We start from the raw sequence: 12,820 nt of genomic DNA on the forward strand, positions 1-12,820 counted from the left end.
GAGCCCGCCCATCGAGTCCCGAGTGTGGTCAGATGGCGCCGGCGCGCTTGAGACCCTGGTAGCGGTTGGTCAGCTCGATGCCCAGGCGCTCGGGCTCGGCATCGACGACCAGGGAATGATGCGCCGTCATTCGGTTCAACGCGTCGCGCCGCGACTGTTCGTAGAGATGAGCGCTTGCGATTTCCAGTGGCGGATCGTTGTCCGATGACGGGTGCTCGATGGGCTGGGAAGCAAGCTCGCGGACCACGCGCTCGCGCAGACTTGCCGTCAGCACCAGGTGCTTCGAGCGAAGCAAGGCGACCGCCTGGCTGAACTCGTTGCTGTCTTCGTCACGGAAGTTGGTGATGAGGACGACGAGCGCGCGCTTCTTGAATCGACCAAGCAGGTCACGCGCGGCGGATAGATAGTCCGAATGTGTCGGGCTGGGCTGGACGGCATACAGCTCGCCCATCAGCGCATTGAGTGCCGTTGCTCCCTTGCGCGGCGCAAACCAATGCTGCGTGCCTTCCGGTGTGCCGAAGGTCAAGGCACCCACCGCGTCACCCTGTTTGAGGGCGACATAGGAAAGCAGCATGACCGCGTTCAGCACCTGATCGAAGTGCGACGAGCCGATCTCACCCACACGATCGTCCGCGCGCATGCGGCGTCCGCAATCGATGAGCAGGAGCACGCATTGATCGCGCTCGCTCTGGAACTCGCGCACGATGAGTTTCTCGAAGCGCAACGTCGCCCGCCAATCGATGTGGCGCACCGGGTCGCCGCTGCGATATTCGGCCAGCTGTTTGAAGTCGGTGCCTTCGCCCCGCTGCTGATAGGTCTTGATGCCGATTTCCGACAGGCGGCGGTCGCCCGCGAGCCAGGCGTAGCGGGCCACTTGAGCGAAGTCGGGATAGACGCGGCATTGCTGCTCGTCGCCGAGACGTTCCATCAATTCCCACAGTCCCCAGCGCGAATGGACACGCACGTCGGCGGCCGCGAACCGCACCACGCCACGCCGGCTCGGTGTCACTTGATAGGAGAAATCAGTTTGCGTGCCGCCGTTCAGCATCAGGTCCGCAGGAATGCCTTCCGTCAGCAGGGTGGCATCGACGTGATCGTATAGTCGGCAGTGCCAACGGCTCGTGCCGCTCATTGATATCGATAGATGAATCGTCTTACGCACACCGAGCGCGAACGCGGGTGGCAATATACGGGTGAGTTGCGGCGCCGAGGCTTGCCACTCGCGGCGAGTTGCTACGAGATCGATGATCGCTGCGGCGATCAAGGCAGCAACCCACACGACGGCGAGTCCCACGCCGGCAATCATTGATCCGCTGGCAAGCAGCACGAGCAGAACCGCCGCCGCTCCCACTACGAGACTGGCGATCGTCCGTTTGCCTGGAATCACTCGTAAACGCACGGTTGAGGTTATCCGCGGGGAGCGGCGACGCTGTCTATGACGCCTTTCAGCAGATCGTCCGGCTTGCGGCCTTCGAGCATGGCGTCCGGGGTCAGCGCTACACGATGTCGCAGCGCTGGCAGGGCGATGCGCTTGATGTCATCGGGCGTCACGAAGTCGCGGCCTTCGAGCAATGCCATGACTCGCGCTGCTCGCACCAGTGCAATGGCTCCACGCGATCCTGCGCCAATGGCCAGGCCGGGCCATTCGCGCGTGGCCCGCACGATACGTACCGAGTAGTCCGCGATCGAGTCGTCGACGCGCTGGTGAGCGGCAATCTGCTGCAAGCTCAACACCGCCTTCTCGTTCAAGCAAGGTTTGACGTTGACCAGCGGCAGTTGGTCGCCCACACGATCGCCCGTGGTGCGCACCACGACGGCCACTTCTTCCTCGGCACTCGGATAGTCGATCTCGATCTTGAGCAAGAAGCGGTCGAGCTGCGCTTCCGGCAACGGATACGTGCCTTCGGTCTCGACGGGGTTCTGCGTGGCCAGCACCATGAACGGGCTCGGCAACACCAGGGTCTGTCCTTCGAGGGTCACCTGCGATTCCTGCATGACCTCCAGGAGCGCGCTCTGAGTCTTCGCGGGCGCGCGATTGATTTCGTCGGCCAGCAGGATGTGAGTGAAGATGGGGCCCTTTACCACGCGCCATTCGCGTGTTGCCGGGTCGATGACCGCGTGGCCGGTGATATCCGAGGGCATCATGTCGGGCGTGAATTGCACCCGCGCGTGAGGCAGGGCAAGTGCCTGCGCCATCGCGCGCACGAGCAGGGTCTTTCCGAGCCCCGGCACGCCTTCGATCAGTACGTGACCGGCCGCGACCAGCGCGACGGTCACCTGCTCGACGACCGCTTCCTGGCCGACCAGCGCCTCTCCGATTGCTGCGCGCAGCCGGCCGAGCAGTTCGGCGGCGCGAGAAATGGTGTTGGCCTCGACTTGCATGTATGGCTCCTCAAGAAATTCTGCGCCGCGCGGTTTCCAGCAGCGTGATGGCTTTGCGCAGCTCGCTCGCGCTTCGCGGGCCGGAGTAGTTGATTGCTTCGGCCAGCGTCGATTCATCCAAACCGGTGTTGCTTGCTAGCGCGGCGATGCGTGTGTCGCCCTGCATCGATCCATAGCCCGAGACGTATCGTTGTGCGGTCTCATGCAGGGCGCGCACTGCCGCCGCGTGCAGAGCACGACCGCCGCCGAAACGCAGCGTGAATCGTCCGGTGCCGACGATCTGCTCGGCCAGCGAGCGGCGAGCAGGATCGGGAGCGCCAGCGGGCGGGCCGAATCTCGAGCTGCCGCGCCACAAGGCGAGCGCGATTGCTCCGAGAAACAGCACGACGACGGGTGCCCCATGAATCCACATCAGGCCGAGCAGCGAGGTGCTCTTCTCTTCCGACAGGAACAGCAGGCGATCGCCGCGATCGATGTGCGTGGCGGCGACAAACATCAGCCCGTTGTCGCCGTCGAATAGAGTGTAGTTGTCGAAAGGCGTACCGTTGATCAGTGTGAAGCTGCCGCGGCCGATCTCGACGCGCAGTGCCTGCATCCCCTCGGCGTCGCTGAGCAGCCAGGACGCGTGATGGCGGCCGCTGGTAACGAGCCTGCTGTTTGGGTGCAGGCCGCAAATGAAATAGCCGGCGTCCGTCGTGCTCGGATCGGGCCTTGTCGTTTCGACTTCGAGATCGGCGCAGTCATCCTCTTCGTCGTCGGCACTGCTGCCGGGCGCGGTCTTCGCGGCCGGCAGGATGGAACGTTTGATGCCGGTCCAATGCTCCAGCTCCTGGTCGCCGCCAATGAGCGTGCGGTCCGCGACCAACCGGCCGCCGGATTCCACCCAGCGCTGCAGCTGTTCGCGGCGCTCCTTGACCAGATTCCAGTTCCAGTACGAGAGATAGATGATCACGCTCGTGTCGGGCAGCGTGTCGATGCGGTGTGCGGCCGAGGCCGTCACGCCGAGCTCGCCGGCGAGCAGGCCAGCGGCATACATCGAATTGGTGCGCGCCTCGCCCTTCATGGGCATGGGCACGGTCGTTTCTTCCCAATAGGTGTTGCGTGCGATCCAGGTGATCAGCAGGGCGATGGCCGCGACGACGGCAATCGCGGCGATATGGTTGCCCTTCATGACGCGCCCTCTGCCGGCTGCGCGGCGAGAGGGAAATTTCGATTGAAGCCAACGCACAACGCTCGCACTTCGCTTTCGGCCGGCTTTCTCGCGCCGTACACGGCATGTTGCCAAACGCGCACCAGCTGAGTCGTGTACTCGGTGATGTCGGCACGCAGGCGTGGCGCCGCGAGCGTCAGACAATCCGCTTCGGTGGTCGATTCGCGAATCGGCACGGCGTGCGAATGAACCAGTCGCGACAACAGCCCGCGATAGAGCAGGGCGAGCGCCGCGCGATGCTCGTTTTGTTCCCACAGCCGCAGGGCGGCGCCGCCGATATCATCGGGTAGGCTTTCCGGCCGGATGTCCATTTCCTGGACGTGCGTAGGTGCTTGCGGTGTCTGCGCTTGCGGCGTGTAGCTGATTCCGCTGAAGACACGCTTGAGAAACACCGCGAGCAGGGCTACCAATATCACGATTGCGATCCATAGCAGCAGCCGGCTCGCGCCCCCGATCCATTGGAACAGACCTTCCAGCCAGGAGATCCAGCCGGACTTGCGCCGCTCGGATTGCTTGCGATCGTCCAGCCAGCGCAGCGTACGGATCTTGCGTTCCGGCGAGAGGTTCGGGTCCTCGCTGACTTTGTCGAGCGCGTCCAGGATTTCGGTCTCTTCGAGCGCGGCGATGGCAGGTGAGGGCAGTACCAGCGCCGCGAACGCGCAGGTGATCCACGCGAGCGCCAGGGCGAGCCCGATCGCTCTAATGCGCGAACGCACGGCGCAACTCCTGCTCGACGTCCCAGGCTTCCAACTCGACGCGCCGATTCAAGTACAGCGCGAATCCCGCGGCGACGTAGAACGGTTCGAGAAATGCCACGACCACCGCATACGCCGCGTAGTACGCGACCGACATCCGGTGGGATGAATCATCCTCGGTGAACATCCAGGTCAAATCGAGCCGCGCGTCACCGGGTATGAACCACAGCACCAGCGACATCAGCGCAAAGCACAGCATCATCTCTGCGATGCTGAAAGCTGACGTGATCAGCAGCCCCGTGTTTCGGTACCCCAGCCGGATCTGTGCCGAGCGCTTGCGCAGCTTCCACCAGGAAAGTCCTTCCAGCTGATAGACCGGCTGGGTCAGCGAGCGCCAGGGCGACAGCCGGCGCAGGGTGAGCGTCGTGATCAGCTGCCTCCACCACACGTCGCGCTGTCCTGCCCAGAGATCTCGCGTCGTGGTCTTCTGGCCGAATGCCGCGCGGGCGAGCACGAACAGTACGGTGCGGTCGAGCCAGGGCTTGGTCCACCACAGCACCAGCATCGGTGCCCAGTACGCAAGCTCGAACGAAGCGAGTGCCAGCAACATGACCGGAGCCGCGACCAGCAGATAGCAGCTGAACACCGAGCGTGCCGACGCCTGGCACAGGCGCACGCCCAGGTCCGCCGCCTCCATCTTGGCGCGACGGCGCAGTCGAATGGCGAATGCATCAACCCGCACGGCGGCCCTGCAGGGTGAGATAGGAGATCACGGCGATCCAGCAAACCGCCGCGACGGCATACTTGATTTCCGGAGGTATCCATCTCGCCGATGACCAGAACGCTTCGACCGCGGCGGCAATCAGCAACAGCGCGGCGACGCCGTAGATGATGACGACGGACTCACGCGAGGCGGCCACCAACGCCTGTCTGCGGGTGAGGCGGCCCGGTGCCAGCAACGAATGTCCGATACGCAAGCCGGCCGCGCCGGACAGCACGATCGCCGTCAACTCGAACGCGGCGTGGGTCACGACAAACGAGTAGAACGTCTCGCCCAGCCCGCGCTCCGTGAGATAGCCGGCGAGCGCACCGAAGAACACGCCATTGAATGCCAGAAAGAACAGGCTGCCCAAGCCGGCGAGCAGTCCGCTCGCGAAACATTGGAACGAGATACCGATGTTGTGGCGGATGTAATAGCCGAACATGGTCCAGTCCGTGTCGGCATCGCGATGCCGGCCGATGGCTTCCTCCGCGCCGGAGTACATGCGTTCGAACTCGGCGGCGCTTTGCGCATCGACCACTGACAGGATCAGCTCCGGTCGCAGATAGACGAGCACGCCGAGAATCAAGGTCGGCAGCACGAATACGGCTGTTGCAACCCAGACGTAGGCAGCGTGCTTGCGGACGGCACTGGGAAATTCCACCGCCACGAGCGCTCTCAACCTGCGCAAGCCGAAGTCACGTTGCCGATAGATTGCCTGGTGCGCTTCGGAGGTGAGGTGTTCGAGTCGATCGACCAGATAGGCCGGATACGCACGCGCCCGCGACAGCGCGAGATGCTCGCAGGTTCGACGGTACAGCGCGGCAATGCGCTCGCCCTCGACGGTTTTCCTGCTGGCCTTGCCATCCCGGTGCGCCTTGCAGAGCAGATTTTCCAGCTGTTCCCAATCGGCGCGGTAGAGGTTTTCGAACTGGACCGGCGTCATCATCAGCGCCACCCGAGCAGCCAGCGGGCGACGCCAAGGACACGTCGCGTAACGGCGGGGCCGCTTCCAGTGCTGCCTGTGACGGGAGCGGCGATGGCAGCGAGCTCATCGAGCCTGGCTTCGGTCACATCGCGAGCGCGCGCCGCCAGTGCAATGAGCGCGCTCTGGTCCCGCAATGCCAGTGGCAGCGCGGGGGCGAGCGGCTCGACGTCCGTCAATGTGGCCTGGCGAGCTCGCTCCGGCCGGTAGACCACCAGCGTGGCGGCGGCGATATCTCCCAATCGCTTGAAGTCCCGCCGGGTCAACATGCAGACGATCGCGAAGCCGTAGCCGAGCGGTAGGAAGTCCGCGACACGCAGCAGATTGCGGGTGAAGGAGGCGGCGGGCGTGATCGGCAGGCCATTGTCCATGACGGTGGTGAGCCCGAGCGCGCGCTTGCCCGGCGTCGCCGCCCAACTGCTCAGCTCGAACAGCACCGGATACAGCCATTCGAACACGAACGCCGAGATCAGCAGGAGGGCCAGACCGACCCCTTTCATGGGCTCGGTCACGGCGGCCAGCACGGACAGCAGCATCCCGCGGATGAGCACGTCGATGACGAATGCGTAACAGCGGGCCGTAAGACCCGCCGGACGCAATTCGATCAGGATGCCTTCAGGTGTCTCGGCCGACACCACCGTGTCGAGGGCATCCACGCGCTCTCGAGCTCAAGCCTTGACGACGAGCGTGCTGGCGATCTTGTCGTGCAGGCACTGGCGCCGCTCGCCGAAGATGAACAAGTGATCGACCAGGCTATAGAAGTTGCCGATGAACGGGATCACGCCGGGAATGGCGTTCACGACGTTGCGCAGCCAGAAGATGCGGCTGAGCGAAGCGCGCGAAAAGTCCGTGCGGACCACCTTGATGCCGACGATCTTCTTGCCGATGGTCTGGCCATTCTTGTGGACCAGGTAGGCGGTGAAGACCAGCAGGGCCAGCGAGCCGAGCGCGGCAATGCCCAGGCCGACGGGGCTGAAGGCATTCGCGTAGTCCTTGGCGGCCAGTGCTTGAAAATTGGCGCCGATGAACAGCGGCGCGACGAACAGGCCGGCAATGATGGAGTCGAGGATGGCGGCGCCGAAGCGTTCGCCGCGTCCCGCCAGCTCGCCTTCTTCCTGGGTCGCGGTGTCTCGCACCTCGGCACGAGGCGGGGCATACGGATTGGCTTGTGATGACGTCGAATTCATTGGCCAAAGTCTCCCTGTCTTTGCAGTACCGTGGATCGCGTCAGAAACTCGAGGCGCTGTGGCCTGCGAGCCCGGGACGATGTCAGATGCCGCCGCACGGAACCTCGACGGGGTGCTCAAAACCCGCAAGTATCGGCGCCGCCGTTGTTCATCCCGACCGGATATTCCCGCTGAGTCCGGCCGCGACGTTCGTTCTTGCCGCTTCGGTCGTTAGCTTTTGGCGACAGTATGCCTGGCCCGCCTCGTCATTCAAGCCTCGTCATTCAAGCCTGGTCATGCAAGCCTGATATGAATCCGCTGGTTCAAGTCTGCAGATAGAGCGATTCCTTGATTTCTTCCATGACCACGTAGCTGCGCGATTGGGCGGAGGCGGGCAGGCGTTGCAGGATGTCACCTAACAGGGTGCGGTAGTCGTGCATGTCCGGAATGCGCGCCTTGATCAGATAGTCGAAGTCGCCCGAGACCAGGTGACACTCCATCACATCCGGAATCCGGTGCAGCTCGTTCTTGATCTTCTCGAACACCTCGTCCGATTTGGCTGCCAGCTTGATCTCCAGGAACACGAGCAGATTCCTGCCCACCGCCTTGGGCGAAACATGCGCGTGATAGCCGGTGATGACTCGGGCACGTTCCATGCGCCGGACCCGGTCGGCGCACGGCGTGGCCGACAGGCCGACCTGCTGGGCGAGATCGGTGATGGCGATCCGGCCATCGCGCTGGAGGATGTCGAGGATCTTGCGGTCGATGCGGTCCAGTGGCTGCATAGGAATGAAGTGACTAATGACTGGTGATTGATGAATGGTCAGAGGTGTCCATGCCTGAGCCGGGCCGTGGGAAATCCGCAAGGGAGGGTTCGGTCCTCTGCATAGCCTAAGGCCGTTGGCCGCGCCTTGCCAGTGGTATTGGCTGCCGATCCGGTCACAGACAGGGATTTTCACTGCCAGAAGGCTCGTTTTCAGGCTGTAACCAGGGGAAAACCGCGCTAAAGGCGCCACTTCAATGAAAGTCACTGCGCCGCCCTGCCTAGAATGATCTGCGCTCGAGGGCCAAACGGTGAGTGATCGAAAATGCACGTTGTAGTGGTGGGTGGCGGCGTGATCGGCGTCTGCAGCGCGTGGTATCTGGCGCGCCGGGGCGCTCAGGTCACGGTGATCGATCGTCAGAGCGCGGTGGCGGCCGAGACCAGTCACGCGAACGCGGGCCAGGTCTCGCCCGGATACTCCACGCCCTGGGCCGCACCCGGCATTCCGCTGAAGGCGCTTCGTTGGATGTTTCAACGGCACGCGCCGCTTTCGATCCGGCCGGATGGCAGCCTGCATCAGCTCAAGTGGATGGCGGCGATGCTGCTCAATTGCTCGCCCGCGCGCTACGACATCAACAAGGAGCGCATGCTGCGCCTAGCCGAGTACAGCCGCGACTGCTTGCGCACGTTGCGCGCCGAAACCGGCATCCAATATGAGCAGCGCACCGGCGGCACGCTGCAATTGTTCCGGACTCGCAAGCAGTTCGAAGCGGCGCGCCAGGACATCAGGGTGCTGGAACGTTGCGGCGTTCCTTATGAATTGCTCGAATCCAACCAACTCACCTCCGCCGAACCCGCCCTCGAACGCGCGCGGGCGGAGTTGACCGGTGGCCTGCGGCTGCCGAACGACGAGACCGGCGACTGTCATCTGTTCACGCAACGACTGGCGCAGGCGGCGATGAAGCTCGGTGTCTCGTTCCGTTTCAATCAGGAAGTGAGTGCCATCGAAGGCCGCGGCGGGCGCATTGAAGCCGTGCGCATCGGCGGCGAGCGGCTCACTGCCGACGCGTTTGTGTTGGCCAGCGGTAGCTACTCGCGCGCCCTGGCATTGCCGCTGGGCATCGATTTGCCGGTTTATCCCGTCAAGGGATATTCGCTCACCGTGCCCATCGTGAGCGAGTCGACGGCGCCGGTGTCGACCGTGCTCGATGAAACCTACAAGGTCGCTGTCACGAGGTTCGACAACCGCATTCGCGTGGGCGGCATGGCCGAGCTGGCGGGATTCGATCTGCGCTTGCTGCCGCGCCGGCGCGAAACACTGGAGCTGGTGGTGAACGATTTGTTTGCTGGCTCGGGCGCATTGAATCAGGCGCAGTTCTGGACCGGCCTGCGGCCCATGACGCCGGATAGCACGCCCATCGTGGGCGGCACCGGATATCGGAACCTGTTCATCAACACCGGGCACGGCACGCTCGGCTGGACCATGGCGTGCGGCTCGGGACGGTTGATCGCCGATCAGATCACCGGCTATCGGCCGGAGATTCGCACCGACGGTCTGGACGTTTCGCGCTATCAGAAGGCGAGTGTGTCCCGGCCGTCGTTGGTGGCAGGCGAGGATGCGGCGTGACGCGTCCGACTCGAGTACGCATCGATCTCACGGCGGTGCGGGACAACTATCTTTACGCTCGCCGCCTGCATGGTGGCCGCGCGCTCGCAGTCGTCAAGGCCAATGCCTATGGTCACGGCGCGCTGGCCTGTGCACGCGCGCTTTCTTCAGTGGCCGATGGCTTTGCGGTTGCGTTCCTGGATGAAGCGCGCACCTTGCGGGAAGGGGGTGTTCGCAATCCCATTCTCGTGCTCGAAGGCGCATTCAACGCGGCCGAGATGAAGCTCGCCCACGAGCTGGATCTATGGCTGGTGGTGCACCATGAGGAGCAGATCCGATTACTGGAAGAAAGCGCCATCATCGGGCGCTTCAATCTGTGGTTGAAGATCGATACCGGCATGAGTCGAGCGGGCTTCAGAAGCGTGGATGCCCCGCTGGCTCATCAACGTTTGCTGAGCACGGGCAAAGCCAGCTCCATAACGTTGATGACGCACTTCGCTCGCGCGGATGAACCTGGCGAGTCGATGACTGCACAGCAGATCGAAGCATTCGATGCGGCCACTGCCACACTCGAAGGCGATCGCAGCTTGTGTAACTCGGCTGGCTTGTTGGTATGGCCGAACGCGCGGCGCGACTGGGCGCGACCGGGATTGGTTCTGTATGGTGTCTCACCGCACGGAGAGCATGTGCCGGAGTTGCGGCCCGCGATGACTTTCGAGAGCAGCGTATTCGCGATCCGCACGCTCGAGCCCGGCGAATCGTTAGGCTATGGCGCAACGTTCACGGCCACACAACCCACGCGAGTGGGGCTCGTATGTGCCGGCTATGCGGATGGATATCCGCAAACTGCGAAATCGGGAACGCCCGTTGCGGTGGATGGAAATGCCACCACGCTGATCGGTCGAGTGTCCATGGACATGCTCACTGTCGACCTCAGTTCATTGCCCGATGCCGGCGTCGGCAGCACGGTCGAGCTCTGGGGTCCGCAAGTGCCGGTGGAGGCGGTTGCGCTTGCTTCAGGTCGCAGTCCGTATGAATTGCTTTGCTCCGTCAAACGCGCACCGCTGGTGTATGCGCGGCCGGAAGATTCCGTTGCCCAAATACGCGAGTGCGATCGCCGTATCGTGGGTGTATAACGCGAGGCGATCATCGCCGCTCGTGATGTATCAGGCCCGCTCAGTTCTTGTGCAGGGCGCACCTTGGAGTTTGCCGACAGGATTACCCGGATCGTAGCAGCCAGCCCATACCGCTCGCGTGCGCCCGCGTGATCAAACATCCCGCAGCAAACCGATAGGAGCGAAGCACATGAACACGAATCTTCGGCGATCGTGGTGGCTGGTCGCGTTCTCGATCTCGGCGATGGCAACGGCGGCAGCGCAGAACGATGCTGCGCAGAACGCCGGTTCGAGATGCGCTGCGTTGCCGACGCATGCGCAGTTGAAAGCCGCACTGACCACAGCAAGACAAGCAGACAACGGCGGTTTCAATCTCGACATGTGGGGCACGGTCGTCGACCGCGACGGAGTCGTGTGCGCGGTCGCCTTCACCGGAACGAATCGGGGTGCGCAGTGGCCCGGCAGCCGGGTCATTTCCGCGCAGAAGGCCAATACGGCGAACGCATTCAGTCTGCCGGGATTGGCGCTGTCGACTGCGAACCTTTACGCGGCGGTGCAGCCCGGTGGCTCGTTATATGGTTTGCAGCATAGCAATCCGGTCGAGACCCTGGTGGCCTATCGCGGCGCGGGCTCTCGCTTCGGCCAGCCGAACGATCCGATGGTTGGCATGCGCATCGGCGGCGTGAATGTTTTCGGTGGCGGGCTCGCGCTCTACAACGAGCGTCAGCAGCTTATCGGTGCGATCGGTGTGAGCGGCGATACTTCGTGTGCCGATCACAACATCGCCTGGCGCGCGCGCCACGAGCTCAATCTCGACTTCGTTCCCGCAGGCGTCAGCGCAGCGAACGACGATAACATCAACTACATCGGCGTCGTGCCGGTGCCCAGTGTCCCCAACGATTTCTCGCATCCGGTGTGCGCCATCGGCGGCGAGGACAATGTTTCGGACATCAGTGCATCCTTGCCTCCCGTGCAGGAACCCCAAGAAGAATGATATGGACTCGTGAATGAGGCGAGCAGGGCGGCCGCATCGTCCGCCCTGCTCGTAGTCTCTTTCGCAACGAGCCGTTACCCACACGCCCTCCGCAGTCAGCTGACAGCGGAACGCTGCACGTGCAAGCCGCTGCCGCCCAGACAGTCTGCGGCGGAACTAGTCTGTCGACCGGTCATTATCGGTGCAGTTCATGACGCTTCACTGGGAGTTCATATGGCTACTGTCGTTAACGAGCATGTCGAAGTGCCGCTGGAAGGTTTTCGTCTTTCCTGGGGTGGTATCTGGGCCGGCGTGCTGACCGTCATGGGCACGCTGTTATTTCTGACGACTCTGGGAATTGCGGTTGGGATCTCCGCGGCCGATCCCGGTCAGACCGATGCTAGTGCGCTCGGCACGGGCGCCGCGATCTGGAGCGCATTATCGCTGTTGATTGCGTTGTTTGTCGGTGGCATGGCCGCGACGCGCCTGGGACTGGTGTTCGACAAGGCTGCCGGTGCGTTCGAAGGCGCGTTGGTGTGGGTGTTGAGTTTCCTATTGATCCTGTGGCTTGCGAGCAGCGGCGTTCGGCTCGTGGCGGGTGGTGTCTCCGGTTTGTTTGGTGGCGTCACGCAAACCATCGGCTCGGTGGCCGGCTCCGACGATCTGTCCACCGGGAGCGTCGACCAAATCCTCTCCCGACTGAACGATCCGCAGCTGGCCCGCACGCTGGCGTCGGCGACTGGGATGTCGGAGCAGGAAGTGCAGTCGACGTTGAGCGGTGTGGCACAACGCGTGGAAGCCGCACGAGACAACCCGCAACAAGCCGCCGCTGAAGTGCGAGAGGGCACTCGACAACTGATGGATCGAGCGCGCCAGCAGTTGCCGGTGATGGCCGAGCGAGCTCAGGAGACGGCGACCAAGACCGCTTGGGCGACGTTTGCAGCAATGCTGATTTCGCTCGCAGCGGCGGTGGTTGGCGCCATGCTGGGACGCAAGCGAGCGGAAAGGCGCGTGATGCGAGCAGCGGCGGGCGAGACGGTTTAAGATTATCGCCATCGATCTTTGTCCCATTGATCTTTGTCTCGCACGTGGAGCGCGATACGCCGGTGCTATAGCGCCGGCGTGCCCCTGTTAGGAAGGATGAATGCGGCGTACGCTTGCGTCG

Annotated in this window: 13 protein-coding genes; 4 read left to right on the forward strand and 9 right to left on the reverse strand. The window is 63.3% G+C overall.

Annotation, left to right across the window (positions count from 1 at the left end; genetic code table 11):
- Positions 1-28: 28 nt before the first annotated feature.
- The 9 genes from VGE08_RS12760 to VGE08_RS12800 all read right to left on the reverse strand — a co-directional run bounded on the left by VGE08_RS12760 (position 29) and on the right by VGE08_RS12800 (position 7,983).
- Positions 29-1,399 carry a DUF58 domain-containing protein gene (locus VGE08_RS12760; RefSeq protein WP_331068275.1) on the reverse strand — a complete coding sequence of 457 codons (1,371 nt, stop codon included), beginning with the start codon at positions 1,397-1,399 and terminating at the stop codon, positions 29-31.
- An 8-nt stretch (positions 1,400-1,407) separates the two neighbouring features.
- Positions 1,408-2,382 (reverse strand): MoxR family ATPase, encoded by a 975-nt coding sequence (locus VGE08_RS12765; protein ID WP_331068276.1) that lies wholly within the window; start codon positions 2,380-2,382, stop codon positions 1,408-1,410.
- Between the two features lie 10 nt (positions 2,383-2,392).
- Positions 2,393-3,553, reverse strand: coding sequence for a hypothetical protein (locus VGE08_RS12770; protein ID WP_331068277.1), 1,161 nt, complete (start codon positions 3,551-3,553; stop codon positions 2,393-2,395).
- Positions 3,550-4,308 (reverse strand): DUF4129 domain-containing protein, encoded by a 759-nt coding sequence (locus VGE08_RS12775; RefSeq protein WP_331068278.1) that lies wholly within the window; start codon positions 4,306-4,308, stop codon positions 3,550-3,552. Before VGE08_RS12775 ends, VGE08_RS12770 begins: the two co-directional genes overlap by 4 nt.
- On the reverse strand, positions 4,292-5,029 hold the full coding sequence (locus VGE08_RS12780; RefSeq protein WP_331068279.1) for a hypothetical protein: 738 nt from the start codon (positions 5,027-5,029) through the stop codon (positions 4,292-4,294). The genes VGE08_RS12775 and VGE08_RS12780 overlap by 17 nt, the downstream gene beginning before the upstream one ends.
- Complete coding sequence (locus VGE08_RS12785; protein WP_331068280.1) at positions 5,019-5,996, reverse strand: stage II sporulation protein M; 978 nt, start codon at positions 5,994-5,996, stop codon at positions 5,019-5,021. The genes VGE08_RS12780 and VGE08_RS12785 overlap by 11 nt, the downstream gene beginning before the upstream one ends.
- The gene (locus VGE08_RS12790; RefSeq protein ID WP_331068281.1) at positions 5,996-6,688 is read right to left on the reverse strand and encodes an RDD family protein; all 693 of its coding nucleotides are present in this window, start codon (positions 6,686-6,688) and stop codon (positions 5,996-5,998) included. The genes VGE08_RS12785 and VGE08_RS12790 overlap by 1 nt, the downstream gene beginning before the upstream one ends.
- A 12-nt stretch (positions 6,689-6,700) precedes the next feature.
- Positions 6,701-7,219 carry an RDD family protein gene (locus VGE08_RS12795; protein WP_331068282.1) on the reverse strand — a complete coding sequence of 173 codons (519 nt, stop codon included), beginning with the start codon at positions 7,217-7,219 and terminating at the stop codon, positions 6,701-6,703.
- Positions 7,220-7,521: 302 nt separating this feature from the next.
- Complete coding sequence (locus VGE08_RS12800; protein WP_331068559.1) at positions 7,522-7,983, reverse strand: Lrp/AsnC ligand binding domain-containing protein; 462 nt, start codon at positions 7,981-7,983, stop codon at positions 7,522-7,524.
- Positions 7,984-8,286: 303 nt separating this feature from the next.
- Here VGE08_RS12800 and VGE08_RS12805 point away from each other — a divergent pair, with 303 nt between their 5' ends.
- The 4 genes from VGE08_RS12805 (at position 8,287) to VGE08_RS12820 (ending at position 12,699) form a co-directional block, all read left to right on the forward strand.
- The gene (locus tag VGE08_RS12805) at positions 8,287-9,588 is read left to right on the forward strand and encodes a D-amino acid dehydrogenase (RefSeq protein WP_331068283.1); all 1,302 of its coding nucleotides are present in this window, start codon (positions 8,287-8,289) and stop codon (positions 9,586-9,588) included.
- Positions 9,585-10,703, forward strand: coding sequence for an alanine racemase (gene alr, locus VGE08_RS12810; protein WP_331068284.1), 1,119 nt, complete (start codon positions 9,585-9,587; stop codon positions 10,701-10,703). The genes VGE08_RS12805 and alr overlap by 4 nt, the downstream gene beginning before the upstream one ends.
- A 169-nt stretch (positions 10,704-10,872) precedes the next feature.
- A complete protein-coding gene (locus VGE08_RS12815; RefSeq protein ID WP_331068285.1) occupies positions 10,873-11,676 on the forward strand; it encodes a GlcG/HbpS family heme-binding protein in 804 nt (267 codons plus the stop codon).
- Positions 11,677-11,889: 213 nt separating this feature from the next.
- The gene (locus VGE08_RS12820) at positions 11,890-12,699 is read left to right on the forward strand and encodes a hypothetical protein (protein WP_331068286.1); all 810 of its coding nucleotides are present in this window, start codon (positions 11,890-11,892) and stop codon (positions 12,697-12,699) included.
- The last annotated feature ends 121 nt before the right edge of the window (positions 12,700-12,820 follow it).

This window comes from Steroidobacter sp., assembly GCF_036406195.1.
Lineage (GTDB): Bacteria > Pseudomonadota > Gammaproteobacteria > Steroidobacterales > Steroidobacteraceae > Steroidobacter.